The following is a 19938-nucleotide window of genomic DNA, read 5'->3' as shown; positions in this document are numbered from 1 at the left end:
ACGACGCCAAGCCGCTCAGTATAACGAGGGCTCGCCGGGAGGGCCGGCATCATCCTGCAGAGAGGCGACCCAGCCGACGTTTAACCCTCCGCGGAATAGGACTGACGGAGCACTCGCGAGTGCGGGCGAAGCGTGCGGCCCGACGCCGGATAGTCCTCTCTCCCGCCGGCGGGAGAGGGTAGTCGGTTAGTCCCGGCGCGAAGCTGGTGGATGAGGCTGCGCCGTCAGCCACCCTATGCAAGGCTCATCGCGGTCATAGCGTTCCGCCGATGCGGCCGCTCCGCACTCCTTGGCTTATCGCGGCCATGGGCCGCTCCTACAGGCACGGAAGCTACCGTAGGAGCGGCCCATGGCCGCGATAAGACAGTTGCTCCTACAGGCTGTAGGAGCGGTCGCTACGGCGCACCGGCATGGCCGCGATAGACCCCACGCGAGACCCGCCCACCTGCACCGGACCGCCTCTCCCATCAAAACAACCCCAGTTGCCGATCCAGCAGCCGGTCGAAGCGATCACCGACGAAGGGCAAGATGGCATCGGCCACCGGCGCCAGCTGGCGCTCCATGTAGTGGTCGTAGTCCGGTGGCGCATGGGGTAGCTCGACCGGTTCGGCGCCAGCGGTGGTGATCAGGTAGCTGATCCAGCCGCCGCGGCGGAACTGGCTGCGGCGGCCGAGGCGAGCGTTTTCCGCTTCCACCAGCCGCGCGGCGCGCACCTGGGGCGAGAGGTTGCTCTGGTATTCCTCCAGCGGCCGACGCAGGCGCTTGCGATAGACCAGCAGGTCGTCGAACTCACCCGCGCGGGTACGGGCGACGAAGTCCCGTACATAGTCGGCATGGGGCGCACCGGTGAAGACACGCAGGTACAGTTCGCGCTGGAAGCGCTGGGCCAGGGGCGACCAGTCGCTGCGCACCGTCTCCAGGCCCTTGAACACCAGTTCCGGCTGGCCGTCCGCGCCGGGCCGGAGCCCGGCGTATCTCTTCTTGCTGCCTTCCTCCGCGCCGCGGATGGTGGGCATGAGAAAACGGGCGAAGTGGGTCTCGTATTGCAGCTCAAGGTGGCTTTCCAGCCCCAGCTCGGCCTGCAGGTGATCACGCCAGTGGGCGTTGACCGCCGCCACCAGCTCGCGGCCGATGCGCTCGGCGTCGGCTTCCTCATGGGCGTGGCCGAGCCAGACGAAGGTGGAGTCGGTGTCGCCATAGATCACCTGGTGGCCGCGCGCCTCGATCAATTCGCGGGTACGGTGCATCACCGCATGGCCGCGCAGGGTGATGGACGAGGCCAGGCGATGATCGAAGAAGCGGCAGTGCGGCGTGCCCAGCACCCCGTAGAAGCTGTTCATGATGATCTTCAGCGCCTGGGCCAGGGGTGCGTTGCCGGCGCGCTTGGCGGCGTCACGCCCCTCCCAGACCCGCGCCACCATCTCCGGCAGGCAATGCCGGGTGCGATGGAAACGGGCGCCGCGAAAGCCGGGAACCGTCTCGGCCTCGGGCAGCGCCAGGCCCTCCACCAGCCCCACCGGGTCGATGAGAAAGGTGCGGATCAGCGAGGGATAGAGGCTCTTGTAGTCCAGCACCAGCACCGAATCGTAGAGCCCCGGCCGGGAATCCATGACGAAGCCGCCGGGACTGGCCTCGGGCGGCTGGGCGCCGAGGTTGGGTGCAACGAAGCCCTGGCGGTGCATCAATGGAAGATAGAGGTGGTAGAAGGCGGCGATGGAGGCGCCATGGCGCTCCAGCGGCAGGCCGGTCACGCTGGCCCGCTCCAGGAGGAAACGCAGCAACTCGGTCTTGGCGAAGATGCGCGTGACCAGTTCGCAGTCCACCAGGTTGTAGCGCGCCAGGGCACTCTTCTCGCTGGCGAACATCCGGTTGATGGAGGCCATGCGGTCGTGGGGATTGTCGATGGCCTTGCCGTCGCCCAGCAGGCTGCGCGAGACGTTCTCCAGGCTGTAGGAGGGAAACACCCAGGTCGCCGACTTGAGCGCCTCCACCCCATCGATGATCGGCCGCCCGGCCAGCAGAGCGGAGAACGGCCGCCCCTGACCGCCGGCTTCGTAGCGATCGTCCTCGGGCGTCCCCCGGCCCAGGTGCAAGGTCACACCCAGCTTGCGGGCATGCTCGTGGAGCACGCGGATGTCGAACTGCAGCACGCTCCAACCGATGATGACGTCGGGATCATGGCGCGCCAGCCAGGCGTTGAGGCGTTCCAGCAAGGTGGCGCGGTCGGCGACGTATTCCAGGTCGAAGTCCACCGCCGCCTCTTCCCCGGTAGGCGGGCCGAGCATGTACACCTGGCGCTGGCCGCAGCCGTGCAGGCCGATGCTGTAGAGCTCGCCGCGCTCGCTGGTCTCGATGTCCAGCGACAGGGTACGCAGCTGCGGACGGTAGTCGGGCGCGGGCCGCAGCGGCGCGGACTCGCCGTCCGGCAGCTGGACCGGCGCAGTGATGAAACGCTCCATGAGGAAGCGATCAGCCGGGGCGATGTCGGCCTCGTAGACCTCGATGCCCGCCGCCGTGAGCCGCTGCTCCAGGTCACGCAGGGTGCGATGACGCGGCGCATAGAGCCCCAGGACGGGGCGCCGGTGGAAGTCCTGCAACGCCAACTCGCGCAGCTCCACCCCGGCCGGTAGCAGACGTTCGATGTCCGCTCGTCGCTCCGCGGGGGCGAAGGCTACCGCCTGTTGGGCCGGTATCCGCAGCTGCCGCGGCCCTGCGTCGGTGGCGAACCAGAACACCAATTCCGTTCCGGTTGGAGTCTCGCGCCAGAGGCGTGTCAGCAGAAAACCCTGGGCGGCGGCCACGGCCATCGCGCTCCTCTCATTCGCTCGGGGCGCCATTCTCGCAAGGCTGGCCGGGCGGGGCGACCCCGGCACGCCCAATGGTCCACTCGTCGCGCCGACCAAAAGCTCTGTGTCCTATGGCGATGATCTTGCATCGAATGCCCACACCCGTCGTAGAGCCGACTCGTTCGGTTACTGGGCGCCTCCTTGATTACCGTTTCAGGCAGTGTCATGAATTCGTTGTCGTCGTCCGTTCCCCGCTACAACGCCCAGCAAGGGCTCGTCCGCGAGCAGGCCCGCCGCTGGTTGGAACAGGACGTGCTGGTACTGGATACCGAGGCGACCGGCCTGGGCGAGGAGGCGCAGCTTATCGAGGTGGCGGTGATGACCCTCGGTGGCCGGGTGTTGCTCGATACCCTGGTCCGCCCCACCATCGCCGTGCCGCGCGAGGCGACCCTGATCCACGGCCTGACCGATGCCGATCTGGCTCAGGCACCCCGCTTCCCCGAGGTGTTCGCCCGACTCTGGCCGCTGCTGCAGGGCCGCACCGTGCTGGCCTACGGCATGCCTTTCGATTACCGCCTGCTGGGCTACAACGCCCACCTGCACGGCCTGGCGCTGCCGCCGGAACTGGAGCGCGAGACGCCACCGGTGCAGCTGGTGGACGGCACTCGCCTGCATTGCCTGATGCAGCTCTATGCCCAGTTCTGGCAGGAGCCGAGTCTGGATAGCCGCAACCAGGACGGCTGGCGCCGCAAGGCCCTGGCCATGGCCGCCCGCCAACAGGGCATCCCGGTCCAGGAAACCCATCGCGCCCTGCCCGACTGCCGCCTCAAGGCCGCCCTGGTCCAGGCCCTGGCCGGCGAGTCACCGGCCACCTGGCAGGCCGTGCGGGCGCTGGCGGGCTAGTCGACCAGATAGTCCACCGGCAGGCGCCGCTCGCTTTTCAGCTCACGCAGGCAGAGGTTGGAGCGGATGTTGAACACGCCCGGCAGCTTGCGCAGCACCTGCTCGACGAAACGGCTGTAGTCGTCCAGGTCGCGGGCCACCACGTGCAATAGGAAGTCCGCCTCGCCGGTGACGTTGTAGCAGGCCAGTACATTGCTCGAAGCGCCGATGATGGCCTCGAATTGCGCCGTCACCTCTTCACTGTGCTGGGTGCACCCGATCTGCACGAAGGCCATCACCCCGATTCCCAGGCGCCGCCGATTGACCACCGCCTGGTAGCCCTCGATGACGCCCGCCTCTTCCAGCCGCTTCTGCCGGCGCCAGCAGGAGGCTTCACTCATTGACAGCTGTTCGGCCAGGCGCGCATTGGACAGCCGGCCATCACGCTGCAGGCGCTCGACGATGGCGGCGTCGAGACGATCAAACTTCCCCATTGAAAGCCCCTTCCATAACTAGCGTGTGGACGAAAGGATATTTCACCTTACTGGCTTCCAAGAAGGCATTCAGACAGGCTAATTCAGGCCGCCCCGCCATACTGGAGGAATTCTCCCGCTCGAGGTCGCCCCATGAAAGCCGTCGTCTACGAAGCCTTTTCCGCGCCGCCACGCCTGACCACGGTGGCAGACCCCACCCCCGAGCCCCACGGCGTGGTGCTCAAGGTCATGGCGACCGGCGTCTGCCGCAGCGACTGGCACGGCTGGGTCGGCCACGATCCCGATATCGAACTGCCCCATGTGCCCGGTCACGAACTGGCCGGAATCGTCGAGGCGGTTGGCAAGGACGTGACCCGCTGGCAGGTCGGCGACCGGGTGACGGTACCCTTCGTCGGCGGCTGCGGCGCCTGCCCCCAGTGCCATGCCGGCCACCAGCAGGTCTGCGATCACCAGTTCCAGCCGGGCTTCACCCACTGGGGTTCCTTCGCCCAGTACGTCGGCATCCATCAGGCCGACCTCAACCTGGTCGCTTTGCCCGAGACGCTGGGCTTCGCCACTGCGGCGAGCCTGGGCTGCCGCTTCGTCACCTCCTTTCGCGCCGTGGTCGACCAGGGCAAGGTCAGCGCGGGCCAGTGGGTGGCGGTGCATGGCTGCGGCGGCGTCGGACTCTCGGCCATCATGATCGCCAGCAGCCTGGGCGCCCAGGTGGTAGCCATCGACATCGCCGCGGACAAACTTGAGCTGGCCCGCCGCCTGGGCGCCGTGGCCACCCTCGATGCCACCCAGGTGACCAGCGTGCCCGAGGCGGTGCGGGAGATCACCGGGGGCGGCGCCCACGTCTCCCTCGACGCCCTGGGTCATCCCACCACCTGCTGCAATTCCATTACCAGCCTGCGCAAACGTGGCAAGCACGTCCAGGTGGGCCTGTTACTGGGTGACCAGGCGACGCCCGCGCTGCCGATGGATCGAGTGATCGCCCATGAACTGGAGATCCTCGGCAGCCACGGCATGCAGGCCCATCGCTACGATGTGCTGATGGCCATGCTGCGCCAGGGCACCCTGGCACCGGACAAACTGATTGGCCGGGAAATCAGCCTTGCCGATTCCATCGCGGCGCTGATGCAGATGGATAGCTTCCAGGGTACCGGGGTCACGGTGATCACCGATTTCAGCTAGGCCACACTAATCGGCCTCGGCCGCTTGCAGTACCCAGCGCAAGCCCTGCAGATCCTCGGCGGACAGGGTCTCGCGCAGGCGGCAGAGGCGATAGTGAACACGGGTGTTCATGGCCACCCACTCCAGGTCCTGGCGGGTGGGCTGAGCGACGAAGTACTCACCGTAACGCTCGTCCAGCCCGGCCATGCGGTACTGACCCTTGAGCGGCAGGTAGAGTTGCCCGTTCATTTCCCAGCGACTGGCGCTGCAGCCATGGAAGCGCACCCTGTCGCCGAAGGTGGAGAGCTGGGTGCGGAAATCGGTGGTGGCGTGGCCGGCACTGGTCTTGAACTGACTGGCGATCACGCTGAAGACGATGCCTTCGGGCGAGGGCGCGCCACGCCACTCGATGACTCGGCGATTGAGCGCCGTATCGAAGGCATCGGTGAAGATGCCGGCGGCCTGCGCCGGCAGCGTTGGCAGGGTGAGGGCACCCAGCAACGCCATCGTTGTTTTCAAAACGAGCTCCTGGTCGCGACCGGAGCGCCTAGCCTGAGGCAGCAGGCAGAGGCGGCAAAGGGCCAGCGTCACCCTTTGGAGACCCGATTGGCTGAAAGGTGCCCCCGCCGGTCTGGATAAGCGGTATCTTTCACAGTCTGAGGACGAGTTCGCTCCCGTCCACCCCTTGAACCGTCGCCGGCGAGGCGTACGGCCACTCCCCCTGAAACGACCGGCCGAGGCGCCGGAGAGCACTGCGAGGATCTATGAGCGCTGCGGATATCGATTGGAAGACCCTCGGTTTCGACTACATCAAGACCGACTTCCGCTTCATCGCCACCTATCGCAACGGCAGCTGGCAACCCGGCGAGCTGACTCGCGACAACCAACTGCACATCAGCGAAGGCTCCACGGCCATCCACTACGGCCAGCAGTGCTTCGAAGGCCTCAAGGCCTATCGCTGCGAGGACGGCTCGGTCAATCTGTTCCGTCCCGACCGCAACGCCGCGCGCATGCACAAGAGCTGCGCCCGCCTGCTGATGCCGCCGGTGCCCACCGAGCTGTTCATCGACGCCTGCCAGCAGGTGGTCAAGGCCAACGACGCCTGGATTCCGCCCTATGGCAGCGGCGGCGCCTTCTACCTGCGTCCCTTCGTCATCGGTGTGGGTGACAACATCGGCGTGCGCACCGCCCCCGAATTCCACTTCGTGGTGTTCGGCATCCCGGTCGGCGCCTACTTCAAGGGCGGCATGACCCCGCACAACTTCGTCATTTCCAGCTACGACCGCGCCGCGCCCCAGGGCACCGGTGCCGCCAAGGTCGGCGGCAACTACGCCGCCAGCCTGATGCCCGGCGCCCAGGCCAAGGCCGAAGGCTTCGCCGACTGCATCTACCTGGACCCGCTGACCCATCGCAAGATCGAAGAAGTCGGCTCGGCCAACTTCTTCGCCATCACCGGCGACGGCAAGTTCATCACCCCGCGCTCCGAATCGGTGCTGCCGGGCGTAACTCGAATGTCGCTGATGGAACTGGCCCGCGACCGCCTGAACCTGGAGGTGGTAGAGGGCGATGTCTTCATCGACCAGCTCGACCAGTTCGTCGAAGCCGGCGCCTGCGGCACCGCGGCGGTCATCACCCCCATCGGCGGCATCCAGTACGGCGAGAAGCTACACGTCTTCCACAGCCTGACCGACGTCGGCCCAGTGACGCGCAAGCTGTACGAGGAACTGACCGGCATCCAGACCGGCGACAAGCCTGCTCCGGAAGGCTGGATCGTTAAGGTCTGAGTCGGGGTTTGATTGGTTTGGAGAAGGCGCCTTGGGGCGCCTTTTTCGTTGGGGGCTGGCGTTGAGCGCGGCGAAGCCCAACGTTGCCAGGGTTAACTCTCATATTGGTGCCCTAGCTATTTATCGAGCTTCGTTGGTACTTCTTGTTTCGCCCACCCGGGCGAGTCACTTTTTTCAGTCGCGGCTGCGCGCCCCGGAAAAAAGTAAGCAAAAACGCTTGCCCCACCATCCTGCCCTACGCTGCGCTCCGGGTGACTCGCGTTGCTCGCCCTTCGGGCCAGCCTGCGGCTGTTACTCCGCTACGCTACGTCTCGCTCACGCCAGCGCCGTTCCGGGGTCGGTCCAGATGGGCCGTCCATGGCCCACTGGACCTCTCGCCGCATCCATGCGGCTCGACCCACTCCACGACCCTGGCGTTCGCCCTTCTGAACGGGGCGATTCGCTAGCCGGAAAGTTTTGGTTGAAGAACCCGTAGCGTGGACAACGGCAAAGCCTTGTCCACTGATGGCTGAGTGCTCACCGGTGTAAAACGCCACCACGACCTGACGCAGCTGAAATCGCGGCCATGGGCCGCTCCTACGGGGTATCCGGCTTCTGTAGGAGCGGCCCATGGCCGCGATAAAGGCAGTGCCTTAAGGTTCCTGGGTTTCGATGATTGAGGGACTGCCCGTGGAAAACACTGCGCGGTTTTCCACGCTACAGCTCCACGAACACCCAAGCCTCAGGCTGGCGCCCCGTCCCCGTCAGTGAGGCCGAGTTCCGGTGTCGTGGCGGGGGTTGCGAGGCAGGACGCCGAGCAAGGCGCGAGGGGCAGGAGGCCCCTTCGTGCCGTGCCCCCGCCACGGCGCCGGGACGAGGGCACCCGGAGCGCAGCGGAGGGCCGAAACGTGGGGACAAGCGTTTTTGGTTACTTTTTTGGCGTTTGAAAAAAGTGACTCGCCCGGGTGGGCGAAACAGAAACCATCAGCAAACCGCGATAATCAGCCAGTACAACAACTCAAACCCCAAAAGCCTTTGGCTTCGCTTGCACTCAACCCAACCTAAGCAGCAACCCTCCCCCTACACCTCCTCCCGCCGCCGCAACACCAGGTGCGCGGCGACAAACAGCACCGCCACGCAGATCGCCGCCGCGATCAGCCAGCGCTTCGACACGTGATGCTCGGCGAAGAAATCCCGCAGGATCTCCCCCACCGCATAGCCGATGCCAGTCATCACGAAGCCCCAGAGCAACGCCCCGATGACGTTGTAGAATAGGAAGCGCCGCGGTCGTACGCCGCTGGCGCCGATCAGCAGCGGGCCGATCAGGCGGAAGCCGTAGGCAAAGCGGATGCCGATGATCCACAGCGCCTCGTGGCGATGGATGCGGCTGCGTAGCCAGTCGATGCGCGCCTGCTGGCGTTTGAAGCGGCGCAGGATGCCATCGCCATAGCGGCGGCCGAGGAAGAACAGCGTCTGGTCACCGATGAAGCCGCCCAGGGCTACGCAAACCGCCGTGAGCGGAAACAGCAGGTAGCCATGGCGCGCGGCGATGCCGGCCAGGATGGCGACGCCATCGCCCTCGATCAGGGCACCCAGGACGGCGGCGCCGTAGCCGTAGTTGCTGATGACCTCGCTGTCGATCATGGCGCGTCCTTAGAGACCGAGAATGGTCAGCATGATGAAGGTACCGAACAGCACGAAGTGGGTCATGCCCTCGATGGCATTGGTCTCGCCATCGTTGAGGTTGATGGCGGCGACGATCAGGGTCACGGCCATCATCACCGTTTGCACCGGCGTCATCGCCATCTGGATCGGCTGGCCATTGAACAGGGCGATGGCTTCCACCACCGGCACGGTGAGGATGACGGTGGACAGACTGGCGCCCAGGGCGATGTTGATCACCGACTGCATGCGGTTGGCCATGGCCGCACGCAGCGCCGTGAGGATCTCGGGGCTGGCGGAGATCACCGCCACCACCAACGCCGGCACCAGGGCGGGGACGGCCAGGCCTTCCAGGCCGGTGTCCAGGGACTTGGACATCACCTCGGCCAGGGCGCCGGTGGCGACGATGCCGACGATCAGCAGGCCGATGGACAGCGCCGCGCTGCTCTCGCCATGACCAGCCGTCTCGCCCTGCCCTTCGACGGCCGGACGTTTGCGCTTCTTCTCGGGATAGCTGTAGCTGAAGAAGTAGCTGTGCGGGCCGGTCTGCATGCGCAGGAACAGGGCATAGAGCAGTGCCATGGCGCCGATGGTGAAGAAGGAATAGACGTGCCACTGGGCCGAGGGGATGAACTCGGGAACCAGCATGGAGATGCTCACCGCGGTCATGATCATCACGCCGTAGCTGCGGCTGGAATCGTCGTTGTAGGGCTGCTCGCCGTGCTTGAGGCCACCGAGCAGCGCGGCCAGGCCGATGATGCCGTTCATGTCCAGCATCACCGCGGCGTAGATGGTGTCGCGGGCCAGGGTCGGCGAGTGGTCGTGGCTCATCATGATCGCCAGGATGATCACCTCCACCAGCACGGCGGAGAGGGTCAGGATCATGGTGCCGTAGGGGTCGCCGACCTTTTCCGCCAGCAATTCGGCGTGGTGGGCCACGCGCATGGCGGCGCAGATAATGGCGGCGATCAGGCCACCGGCGGCGACCAGGGCCAGAGTCTGGCCGCCGCCGAGCAGCGCGTGTTCGAACACATAGGCCAGCACCGTGGCGCCGATGGCGACCAGCAGCAGGGTTTCGTCTTTGAGGGCGGCGAGCATGGAGAAAGGCGTCCTTGAATGAGCAATGCCTTGTTACGACCGCCGTAGACGGCAAAACGCTCGCATCCGCGCCAAACCGCCGCGTCCCACCTGCAGCGGCGGCCTCTTCATGCCCCTCAGTGCAGCCGCAGCCCCGGTGCCAGGCGCTTCCACACCGCCTTGGTGCCCGTCGCGCAGGCCTGGCGATAGCCCAGCGCATGGCGCTCCACCAGGTACCAGGACACCACCGCCAGCGGCAGGGTGATACCGATGGAGAGCAGCACCATGGTCCAGGCCTCGATGCCGGGGATCACCGCCGCCAGGGTCTGCTGCACCGGGAAGGAGTAGATGTAGAGTCCGTAGGAATAGTCGCCCACCTCGTTGAAGGCGCGGATGCGTCCGGCCGGGACGAAGGCGAGATAGAGCAGCACATAGCCCAGGACCAGGTTGTAGACCAGGAAGAAGCTGTCACGGTCGGGGGTGGCCACCACCAGCAGCGCCACGGCGGCGACGAAGGCCGCGCGTGACAGCGGGATGTAGGCGCGCAGCACATAGAAGGCGCCGCCGAGGAAGAACATCTGGAACAGCCGCAACAGGTGCGATTCGCTGGCGAAGAAGTAGTAGGCGAACAGCTTGAACAGCGCCGCGCCCGCGGCGAACAGCAGGATGGCGCGCTGGAAGTGCCGGCTGTCGAGCCGCAGCCAGAGGACGAACAACCACAGCAGCGCCAGGGCGCCGTACATGCCCACCTCGAACGGCAACGTCCACAGCGAGCCATTGACGATGGTCTGCAAGGGATTACCCTCGAACAGGCCGGGCAGGTCGAACTCGGCGCCGGCGATCAGGCCGGTGTTCTTCAGCAGGTAGAGCCAGGTCTCGCCATCGCTCAGATAATCCTGCAGCGGCGCCCGGGTCAGCCAGGCACCGAGGCCCAGCACGGTCAGCACCAGCATCACCAGCAGGCCCGGCACCACGCGCAGGGCGCGACCCCAGACGAAATCGATGATGTCGGCGCGGCTGAGCAGGCTCTTGGTGACCAGAAATCCGCTGGTGATGAAGAAGATGTCGACCGCGATGTCGCCGAGGGTCATGCCGAGGCTCTCGCGGCCGGGCTCTGCCGTAGGGGTGCCGCTGGAGATGGCGAAGCTGTGGCTGAAGACCACGGCGAGCGCCGCGAGCATGCGAATCAGATTGAGATTGTTGTTCTTGCCGCCAACATGATCCTGAACGGTCTGCACGGATACCTCACGCCTGGTGTTTGGAGCCATGCTTCCCGATTCTAGTCAGATTCGGACCCGCTGCGGGCGTTATGGCCTTTTGCTGGCCCAAAGCGTGGAATGCTGGGAATTTCTGGCGACCAGGACCACCGTACATCGGTCAGGGGGAACCCGGAGGGCTGCGGAAAACCGGGCAAAGCGTGCGACAATCGTCCATCTTTTCTTGATTCAAGCTATCCCGAGGTTTCCATGTACGACTGGCTCAATGCCCTGCCCAAGGCCGAACTGCACCTGCACCTGGAAGGCACCCTGGAGCCCGAGCTGCTGTTCAAGCTGGCCGAGCGCCATGGCGTCACCCTGCCCTGGCAGGACGTCGAAGCCCTGCGTGCCGCCTACAACTTCGGCAACCTGCAGGAATTCCTCGACCTCTACTACGCTGGCGCCGACGTGCTGCGCACCGAGCAGGACTTCTACGACCTGACCTGGGCCTATCTGCAGAAGTGCAAGGAACAGAACGTCATCCACACTGAGCCCTTCTTCGATCCCCAGACCCACACCGACCGCGGCATTCCCTTCGAGGTGGTGGTGCGCGGCATCACCCAGGCGCTGGCCGACGGGGAAAAGCAACTGGGCGTGACCAGCGGGCTGATCCTGAGCTTCCTGCGCCATCTCTCCGAAGACGCCGCCCAGGCCACCCTGGACCAGGCGCTGCCGTTCCGTGACCATTTCATCGCCGTCGGCCTGGACAGCTCCGAGCAGGGCCATCCGCCGAGCAAGTTCAAGCGCGTCTTCGCCCGCGCCCGCGCCGAGGGTTTTCCGGCCGTGGCCCACGCCGGCGAGGAAGGTCCGCCAGAATACATCTGGGAGGCCCTGGACCAGCTCGGCGTGGTGCGGATCGACCATGGCGTGCGCGCCTTCGAGGACGAGCGCCTGATGGCCCGCCTGATCGACCAGCAGATCCCGCTCACCGTCTGCCCGCTGTCCAACACCAAGCTCTGCGTGTTCGACGACATGAGCCAGCACACCATCCTCAAGATGCTCGATCGCGGCCTCAAGGTCACGGTCAACTCGGACGACCCGGCCTACTTCGGCGGCTACGTCACCGAGAACTTCATAGCCCTGCACGAAGGCCTGGGCATGACCCAGGAGCAGGCCCGGCGCCTGGCGCAGAACAGCCTCGATGCACGCCTGGTGAAATGAGCATGAGCCTGACCGCTGCCGAGATTTCCTACTACGAACGCTTCGCCGAGCGCCTGGCCGACGCCGCCGCCGTGGCTATCCAGCCCTACTTCCGTGCCCAGCTGGCAGTGGACGACAAGGGCGACGCCGCCGTCGCCGGTCGCCGCTACGACCCGGTCACCGTGGCCGACAAGGCCGCCGAACGCGCCATGCGCGAACTCATCCAGGACGCCCATCCGGACCACGGCATCCTCGGTGAAGAAGAGGAAAACGTTGCCGGTAGCAGCCCCCTGACCTGGGTGCTGGACCCCATCGACGGCACCCGCGCCTTCATCACCGGCCTGCCGCTGTGGGGCACCCTGGTGGCGCTCAACGACGGCAACCGCCCGGTGATCGGGGTGATGAACCAGCCCTTCACCGGCGAACGCTACCTGGGTACCCCGGCCGGCGCCTGGCGCAACGGCGCCGCCCTGCGCACCCGCCCCTGCGCCAGCCTGGCCCAGGCGCGGCTGATGTGCACCAGCCGCGACATCTTCGACACTCCCGAACGCCTGGCCGCCTTCGACGCCGTGGCCGCCGAGGTGCAGCTGGCCCGTTTCGGCGGCGATTGCTACGCCTACTGCATGCTGGCCTCGGGCTTCGTCGACGTGATCATCGAGGCGGGCCTGCAGCCCTACGACGTTCAGGCGCTGATCCCCATCATCGAAGGCGCCGGCGGGCGCATGACCGCCTGGGATGGCGGTGACGCCCAGCAGGGCGGGGCCATCCTGGCCTGTGGTGATCCGAAGTTGCATGAGCTGTTGGTGGAGCGGTTGAAGCATCTGGCGTAGGGACGCCTGCTTTCGTAGGTTGGGTTGAGCGTAAGCGAAGCCCAACATTACGGAGCTGCAATCTTGGCTTTACAAATGCCCAGCTGCTTACTGAGTTCTGCTGACACCTCTTGTTTCGCCTTGCCGGCGACTCACTTTTCTTTGCTTGTGCAAAGAAAAGTAAGCAAAAGAAAGCACACCCCAACAGTTCGGCCCTACGCTTCGCTCCGGGTCCCCTCGCTCCGGTGCCTCTCCGAGGGCACGGCACGAAGGGGCCTCCTGCCCCTCGCGCCTTGCTCGGCGTCCTGCCTCGCATCCCCCTCCGCGACACCTACACTCGGCCTCACTGACGGGGACGGGGCGCCAGCCTGAGAATTCGGTATTTAAATAGGCGGCATAGTGATTCATAGCGTGGAAAACCGCGCAGCGTTTTTCACTGGTAGGCACCCACACCATCAGTGGACAAGGCTCCGGCGTTGTCCACGCTACGGGCTCCTCAACCAAAATTTTCAGGCTGGCGAAATCGCCCCGTTCAGGAGGGCGAACGCCAGTGCCGTGGAGTGGGTCGAGCCGCAGGGATGCGGCGAGAGGTCCAGTGGGCCATGGACGGCCCATCTGGACCGACCCCGGAACGGCGCTGGCGTGAGCGGACCCGGAGCGCAGCGCAGGGCCGGATGTCCGGGGCAAGCGTTTTTGGTTACTTTTGCCGCGATTGGCAAAAGTGACTCGCCCGGGTGGGCGAAACAAAAAGCCTCAACAGACCTCGATAACCAGCCAAGACACCAAAAGCAATCGCGGCCATGGGCCGCTCCTACAGGTTGATCGGATCTGTAGGAGCGGCCCATGGCCGCGATTGCCCCCTGCCCATACCCGTCATCCCCCCGTCACATCCTTAAGCCCCCTCTAAGCCAAATCCCGTATACCGGCAGGATTCTGCCAAGAGTCCCTGCCGTGCTCCCCTCTTCTTCCCCTGCCGCCCCAAGAGCCGCACAACTGGAGCGGACGCTGCTGCTCTGCTGCCTGGCCGCCTACCTGCTCGCCGGGCTGTTCGGCCGTGGGTTGTGGAAGGCCGACGAGCCCTACTCCTTCGGTATGGTGTGGAATTTCCTCACCACCCCGGACTGGCTGATCCCCCGGGTGGGCGATGCGCCCTTCATGGAAAAGCCGCCGCTGATGTACTGGAGCGGCGCCCTCACCGCCTCGCTGTTCTCGCCCTGGCTCGGTGAGCCGGACGGCGCGCGGCTGGCGGTGCTGGGCTGGATGCTGGTGACCCTGGCGGCCCTGGCCTGGCTGACCCAACAGCTGCTGCCCGGGCGTGCCCGCCAGGCATTGCTCGCCCTGCTGGGCATGCTCGGCGTGGTGCAGCACAGCCATCTGTTGATTGCCGACGTGCCCCAGCTGGCCGGCGCCACCCTGGGCTTGGCCGGCCTCGCCGCCTATCTCCACGATGGCGAAAACCCTTGGCAGCGCGGGCTGCTGTTCGGCAGCGGCCTGGGTATCGCCTTCATGAGCAAGGGCCTGCTGGTACCGGGGGTGCTGGGTCTCACCGGAGGACTCTGCGCGCTCTGCTGGCCACAGCGCCTGGTCGAGCCGGCCACTCGTCGCTGGCTGCTCGCGGCCATTCTCGCCGCCCTGCCCTGGCTGCTGATCTGGCCGGCGCTGCTCTGGCGCCAGGCACCGGAGCTGTTCCATACCTGGCTATGGACCAACAACATCGGCCGCTTCTTCGGCCTGGAGGCACGCAACAGCGATACCGACGGCCTGCTTTCCAGCCTGGCGGACCTGGCGGCGCTGTCCTTTCCCACCGGACTGGTCCTGCTCGGCGCCACGCTCTGGCAGCTGTATCGCCGCGGCGGCAGCCCCCTGAGGCGGCTGGGCCGGCATCCGGGATTGGCCACGGTGGTGCTTTACGCCTTCGTCTGCCTGGGGGTGCTGCTCAAGTCGGCGGTCTTCCGCAGCCTCTATCTGCTGCCGCTGTTTCCTGCCCTGGCGCTGCTGGCAGCGCGGCTGGAGCCACCACCGGCCATCGCCCGCCTCGGCCGTGACGCCAGCTACGCGTTCTGGACCCCTGTCATTGCCCTGCTGGCCCTGGGCGGTATCGGTCTGGCCCTGGGCTGGGCCTTGCCCTGGCCGCATCTGGTGCGCGATCACCTGCCGATCGCGGAACGCCTGTCACTGAGCCCCCTGGCCTGGGCGGTCGGCCTGCTGGCCCTGGTCGGCTGGGGCGTAGCGCTCGGGCTGCGTGCACAGTTGGGCGCTGCCAGCACCTGGTTCGTCGGCCTGACCCTCAGCTGGACCCTGGCCAATACCCTGTGGCTGCCCTGGGTCGACCTGGGCAACAGCTACGCGCGGCCTTTCACCGAGTTGCAGCGGGTACTCCCGGCGGCGGACTGCGTGGCCAGTTACGGCCTGGGCGAGTCGGAGCGCTCCATGCTGCACGTCTACAGCGGTTATCCCCCGCAGGAACAGGTCAGCCTGCGCCAGGTGCCCTGCCAGGTGCTGGTGGTGCAGGACGAGTGGCACGAACCGGTGGCGGTGCCGCCGGGCTGGCACCTGCTCTGGCAGGGCGCCCGGCCCGGCAATCTCAAGGAGCGTTTCCGCGCCTTTAGCCGGATGACGACGCTGCCCTGACGGCACCGTCCTCGCCCCAGGCCGCGAGCAGATCCTGGGATTCCATCACCAGTCCCAGGTGCAGAGAGACCATGCTCAACGCCGCCCGCTCCAGACCTTCGTCGGTCCCCCGCACCAAGTCGCGCAAGACGATCACCCGGTAGGTGCGGTTGCTGGCGTCGAAGGCGGTGTTGAGTACGCAGCAGTCGGTGAAGCCACCGTCCAGCACCACGGTGGTGATGCGCTGGTTGCGCAGCAGAAAATCGAGGTCGGTGGGATAGAAGGCCGACAGCCGCCGCTTGTTTTCCACCCGCAGGTCTTCGGGCAGCACCTCGGTGAGCAGCTCGGTCCAGGGCGAGCCTTCCAGGGCATGGGCGTCGGCATTGGGAATCGGCCCGACGTGCAGCGGAAAGGTCCGCCGCCAGGCCGCGGGAATGCCGCCCAGGTCATCGGCGCCATTGGTGCGCAGCACCGACTTCACGTGGACGATGCGCACGCCCAGGGCCCGCGCCTGGCGGTGGAAGGCATCCACCGGCGCCACCAGGTCACGGGCGCGGGGCGCCGGGCAGGGGCAATCCGGCGTGGCGTCCAGGTGGCCGCGGTGCAGGTCGATGGACAGCACCGCGGTGGTGGCCAGGTCCAGGTAATCGGCGAAGTCCGCCCGCGCCAGCAGCCGGGGTTCCTCGTAGACGAAAGCACGCAGGCTCATCGGCGCTCCTCACGGACAAAGGCTTCGCCCAGGGCGCCGGGTTGGCTCAGGCGGTCACGCCCGGCCAGGGCGACCCAGATCATCACGCCGAGGGTGACGGCATAGGGCGCCATCAGGATGAAGTATTGCGACAGCCGCACCCCGGCGGCGGCCAGTTGCGGAATCAGCGCCTCGATGCAGCCGAACAGCAGCGCCCCGGCCAGGGCGCGCCAGGGCGACCAGCGCGCGAAGATCACCAGGGCCACGGCGATCCAGCCGCGACCGCCGGTCATCTCGGCGATCCACAGCTTGGTGCTGAGCACGGCGATGTAGCCCCCGGCGAGACCCACCAGGGCCGCGCCGGCCAGGATCGCCAGCAGCCGATAGCCCGCCACCGAGAGCCCCGCCGCATCGGCCGCCTGGGGATTCTCGCCCACCGCCCGCAGGCGCAGGCCGGGGGTGGTGCGTTCGAGCCAGGCGATGACGGCGAGGAAGATCAGCGGGGTCAGGTAGACCAGCAGGTTCTGCTGGAACAGCCGACCCACCAGCGGCAAATCGGAGAGTGGCCAGAGTGCCAGCGCTGGCAGGCCGGCCACCGGCTGGTTGGTCCAGCCCCAGAGGGTGCCGAGCAGGCCGGTGAGGCCCTGGCAGAAGAACACCAGGGTCAGGCCGGCGATCACCTGGTTGATGCGCAGCCAGATCACCATGACCGCGAACAGCAGCGAGACCAGCGCCGCCGCGCCCATGGCCGCCAGCAGCGCCAGGCCGGCATTGCCCAGCGCCAGTTGCGCCCCTATGCCGAACAGGGCGCCGACCAGCATCAGCCCCTCGGCATGCAGGGCCAGCACCCCGGATCGCTCGGTGAGGATCAGCCCCAGCGCCGCCAGGGCGTAGGGCACGGCGAAGTCGGGTACGTTACCCAGCCAGCTGGCGAGCAGGTTCAAGCGGCACCTCCCTGGCTGCGTCTGAGCCGATGGCGGATGAAGAAGTCCGAAGAGGCCACGCAGATGACGATCAGCGCCTGGATCAGCTGCACCATGGCGAAGGGGATCTGGTAGAACACCTGCAGATTGCGCCCGGCGACGAACAGGGTCGCCACCAGGAAGGCCACCACCGCCGCGGCCAGCGGGTTGTTGCGCGCCAGGAAGGCGATGAGGATGCCGGAGAAGCCGTAGCCCTGGTAGAAGGACTGGGTCAGCCGCCCCTCCTGCCCCGCTGCCACCACGAAGCCGGCCAGCCCGGCCAGGGCACCGGAGGCCAGCACCGTGGCGAGGATGGTGGCGCGCACCGGCACGCCCACGGCGCCCGCCACCCGCGGATTGGCGTCGACGAATCTCAGGTACAGCCCGGCGCGACTCAGGGCCACGAACCACCAAGCCAGCACCGCTACCAGCAACGCCAGGGGCACCGCCAGGCTCAACCCGGGCAGCAATTCCGGCAGCCGCTCGAAGGGGCGGAACAGCGGCGAATAGGGAAAGGCGTCGCGCGGGTCCTTCCAGGGGCCGAACACCAGGTGCAGCAGAAAGTTGGCAGCGATGTAGTTGAGCATCAGCGAGGCGATGATCTCGTTCACCCCCAGGCGCAGCTTGAGCAGCAAGGGCGCCAGCGCCCAGAGCAGCCCGCCGAGCAGCGCCGCGACCAGCATCAGCGGCAGGCGCAGGGCCTCCGGGCCGATCTCGAACAGCGACACCGCCGTGGCGCCGATGGCGCCCCAGATCATCTGGCCTTCCAGGCCCAGGTTCCAGAAGCGCGCGCGAAAGGCCAGGCAACCGGCCAGCCCCACCAGGATCACCGGCGCGGCCTGGAACAGGGTGGCCTGTAGGCTCTGGGCATCGAACAGGGTGGCGACCACGAATTCGTTGAGCAGCTCGCCGGCGGGCACCCCAGCCAGCACCAGGATGGCGGCCGACAGACCCAGGCCCAGCAAGAGCGCCAGGCCGAGGATCAGGGCCTGCCAGGGCCAGGCCAGTTGCTGACGGATCTCCAGGGTGTAGCGACGACTGAACAGCGGTTGCCGCGGTCGCACGACCGAACTCTGCACCAGCGGCGGATTCAAGGGTTCAAGCATGATTCACCATGGCATGGCCGATCGCCTGGCGATCGGCGGGTCGCTGGAATTCGGCGACGAGGCGCCCGGCGCTCATCACCCCGATGCGGTCGGCGAGGACCAGTACCTCGTCCAGGTCTTCGCTGATCAACAACACCGCGGCGCCGGCCTCGCGGGCGGCCAGCAGCCGCGCCTGCACCTCGGCGCCGGCGCGCACGTCCAGGCCCCGGCTGGGGCTGTGGGCCAGCACCAGCCGCGGCTCGCGGCCGAATTCCCGGGCGATCACCAGCTTCTGGGCGTTGCCGCCCGACAGCAGCGCCGCCTTCTGCCGCACCGAGCGCACGCCCTGGACATCGAATTGCGCCACCGCCGTCTGGGTCGCCGCCTCCTGGGCGCCTCTATCCAGGCGGGCGAAGCCACCGAAGCGACCGCTGTGCACCGCACCGATGGCGAAGTTGTCGGCCACCGACAGGGACCCGGCCAGGGCACTGCCATAGCGGTCGGCGGGAATGGCGGCGATACGCAAGTCGCGGCGCCCGGCGCTGGTGGTGGCGGCCAGATCGCCGAAGCCTTCCAGCCGCACCTCGCCTTCATAGGGTTGCGGCAGGCCCATCAAGACATCGGCCAGCTCGCCCTGGCCGTTGCCGCCGACGCCGGCGATGCCGTAGATCTCGCCGGCGTGCAATTGCAGATCGATGCCGTCCAGGGCCCGCCGGCCGCCGCGTTCCGGGGTCCGCAGGCCACGTACCGTCAGCAGCGGCGCCCCGGCCGTGCTGCGCGGGGTATCGGCCAGCGGCTGGGCGTCGCCCACGGTGAGGCGCACCAATTCGTCCACCGACACCTCGGCGGGGTCCAGGCTGCGCAGGGTGCGGCCGCCGCGCATCACCGTGAGGCGGTCGGCATAGGTCAGGGCGTCCTGCATGCGATGGGTCACCAGTACCACCGCCGCGCCTTCCGCGGCCAGGGCGCGCAGGGTCTGCAGCAGCCGCTCGCCCTCGCCATCGGTGAGCACCGCGGTGGGTTCGTCGAGAATGAGGATGCGCGCCCCGGCCAGCAGCACCTTGAGGATCTCCACCCGCTGCTGCTCGGCGATGGACAGCTCCGCCACCCGCTGCTCGGGGCGGATGGCGAAACCCAGGGCGGCGGCTTGCTCACGGATGCGCTCGCTGATCTCGGCCAGGCGTCTTCGATGACTGCCCGCCCCCGCCGGCAGGCCGAGCAGCACGTTCTCGGCGACGCTGAAGGGCCGGACCAGCTTGAAGTGCTGGTGGACCATGCCGATGCGCAAGCGAGCGGCGTCCGCCGGGCCGCGCAGCCGTACAGGGTTGTCGTCCATCAGCAACTCGCCGGTCTCCGGTGCATAGAGACCGGCGGCGATGTTCATCAGCGTCGACTTGCCCGCGCCGTTCTCGCCGAGCAGCGCATGCACCTCGCCCCAGCGCACCAGGAAATCCGCCTGCTGCAGCGCCTGGAAACCATCGAAGGTCTTGCCGACGCCACGCAGTTGCAGGGCGTTATGTCTTTTCATGAGGGTCGCCCTCTGTCCAGGCATCGCTTTCGTGGAAAACG

16 protein-coding genes are annotated in these 19938 nt (G+C 67.0%); 6 read left to right on the top strand and 10 right to left on the bottom strand.

The annotated features are described in order from the left end of the window. Window positions 1-467 precede the first annotated feature (467 nt). Window positions 468-2801 (bottom strand): DNA polymerase II, encoded by a 2334-nt coding sequence (locus QZ471_RS21515; RefSeq protein WP_295468301.1) that lies wholly within the window; start codon window positions 2799-2801, stop codon window positions 468-470. Window positions 2802-3011: 210 nt separating this feature from the next. Here QZ471_RS21515 and QZ471_RS21510 point away from each other — a divergent pair, with 210 nt between their 5' ends. Continuing rightward, complete coding sequence (locus QZ471_RS21510; RefSeq protein WP_295467664.1) at window positions 3012-3689, top strand: 3'-5' exonuclease; 678 nt, start codon at window positions 3012-3014, stop codon at window positions 3687-3689. On the opposite strand, the gene QZ471_RS21505 is transcribed toward QZ471_RS21510, so the two are convergent. Further along, window positions 3686-4162 (bottom strand): Lrp/AsnC family transcriptional regulator, encoded by a 477-nt coding sequence (locus QZ471_RS21505; protein ID WP_295467662.1) that lies wholly within the window; start codon window positions 4160-4162, stop codon window positions 3686-3688. The two genes, QZ471_RS21510 and QZ471_RS21505, sit on opposite strands and share 4 nt — an antisense overlap. Before the next feature lie 132 nt (window positions 4163-4294). Here QZ471_RS21505 and QZ471_RS21500 point away from each other — a divergent pair, with 132 nt between their 5' ends. After that, window positions 4295-5338 carry a zinc-dependent alcohol dehydrogenase family protein gene (locus QZ471_RS21500; RefSeq protein WP_295467660.1) on the top strand — a complete coding sequence of 348 codons (1044 nt, stop codon included), beginning with the start codon at window positions 4295-4297 and terminating at the stop codon, window positions 5336-5338. 6 nt (window positions 5339-5344) lie between these two features. Here the strand turns inward: QZ471_RS21500 and QZ471_RS21495 are convergent, their stop codons facing one another. Continuing rightward, on the bottom strand, window positions 5345-5836 hold the full coding sequence (locus QZ471_RS21495) for a hypothetical protein (RefSeq protein WP_193756433.1): 492 nt from the start codon (window positions 5834-5836) through the stop codon (window positions 5345-5347). A 245-nt stretch (window positions 5837-6081) separates the two neighbouring features. On the opposite strand from QZ471_RS21495, the gene QZ471_RS21490 reads away from it, so the two are divergent. Then, the gene (locus tag QZ471_RS21490; RefSeq protein ID WP_295467657.1) at window positions 6082-7101 is read left to right on the top strand and encodes a branched-chain amino acid aminotransferase; all 1020 of its coding nucleotides are present in this window, start codon (window positions 6082-6084) and stop codon (window positions 7099-7101) included. 1059 nt (window positions 7102-8160) lie between these two features. Here QZ471_RS21490 and QZ471_RS21485 read toward each other — a convergent pair. The 3 genes from QZ471_RS21485 to QZ471_RS21475 form a co-directional block, all read right to left on the bottom strand. Beyond that, the gene (locus tag QZ471_RS21485) at window positions 8161-8724 is read right to left on the bottom strand and encodes a DedA family protein (protein ID WP_295467655.1); all 564 of its coding nucleotides are present in this window, start codon (window positions 8722-8724) and stop codon (window positions 8161-8163) included. A 9-nt stretch (window positions 8725-8733) separates the two neighbouring features. Beyond that, window positions 8734-9840, bottom strand: a complete 1107-nt coding sequence (locus tag QZ471_RS21480) for a calcium:proton antiporter (protein ID WP_295467654.1) — start codon at window positions 9838-9840, stop codon at window positions 8734-8736. A gap of 116 nt (window positions 9841-9956) precedes the next feature. Further along, window positions 9957-11057, bottom strand: coding sequence for an acyltransferase (locus QZ471_RS21475; protein ID WP_295467652.1), 1101 nt, complete (start codon window positions 11055-11057; stop codon window positions 9957-9959). 228 nt (window positions 11058-11285) lie between these two features. On the opposite strand from QZ471_RS21475, the gene QZ471_RS21470 reads away from it, so the two are divergent. From QZ471_RS21470 to QZ471_RS21460, 3 genes are all read left to right on the top strand, one after another. Further along, window positions 11286-12236, top strand: a complete 951-nt coding sequence (locus tag QZ471_RS21470; RefSeq protein WP_295467650.1) for an adenosine deaminase — start codon at window positions 11286-11288, stop codon at window positions 12234-12236. A 2-nt stretch (window positions 12237-12238) separates the two neighbouring features. Further along, entirely contained in the window at window positions 12239-13045 is an 807-nt protein-coding gene (gene hisN, locus QZ471_RS21465) for a histidinol-phosphatase (protein ID WP_295467648.1), read from the top strand. A 930-nt stretch (window positions 13046-13975) separates the two neighbouring features. Next, window positions 13976-15655 (top strand): hypothetical protein, encoded by a 1680-nt coding sequence (locus QZ471_RS21460; RefSeq protein WP_295467646.1) that lies wholly within the window; start codon window positions 13976-13978, stop codon window positions 15653-15655. On the opposite strand, the gene QZ471_RS21455 is transcribed toward QZ471_RS21460, so the two are convergent. The 4 genes from QZ471_RS21455 to QZ471_RS21440 are packed head-to-tail and all read right to left on the bottom strand — an operon-like array spanning window position 15630 to window position 19897. Beyond that, window positions 15630-16343: an isochorismatase family cysteine hydrolase gene (locus tag QZ471_RS21455; protein ID WP_295467644.1), complete on the bottom strand. Its 714-nt coding sequence runs from the start codon at window positions 16341-16343 to the stop codon at window positions 15630-15632. The genes QZ471_RS21460 and QZ471_RS21455 overlap by 26 nt on opposite strands. Further along, window positions 16340-17266, bottom strand: a complete 927-nt coding sequence (locus tag QZ471_RS21450) for an ABC transporter permease (RefSeq protein WP_295467642.1) — start codon at window positions 17264-17266, stop codon at window positions 16340-16342. Before QZ471_RS21450 ends, QZ471_RS21455 begins: the two co-directional genes overlap by 4 nt. Further along, window positions 17263-18390: an ABC transporter permease gene (locus QZ471_RS21445; RefSeq protein ID WP_295467640.1), complete on the bottom strand. Its 1128-nt coding sequence runs from the start codon at window positions 18388-18390 to the stop codon at window positions 17263-17265. The genes QZ471_RS21450 and QZ471_RS21445 overlap by 4 nt, the downstream gene beginning before the upstream one ends. Further along, complete coding sequence (locus tag QZ471_RS21440) at window positions 18383-19897, bottom strand: ABC transporter ATP-binding protein (RefSeq protein ID WP_295467638.1); 1515 nt, start codon at window positions 19895-19897, stop codon at window positions 18383-18385. Before QZ471_RS21440 ends, QZ471_RS21445 begins: the two co-directional genes overlap by 8 nt. Window positions 19898-19938 lie beyond the last annotated feature (41 nt).

The organism is uncultured Pseudomonas sp. (assembly GCF_913774235.1).
Classification (GTDB): Bacteria; Pseudomonadota; Gammaproteobacteria; order Pseudomonadales; family Pseudomonadaceae; genus Chryseomonas.
This window is presented reverse-complemented; position numbering and strand designations above follow the sequence as displayed.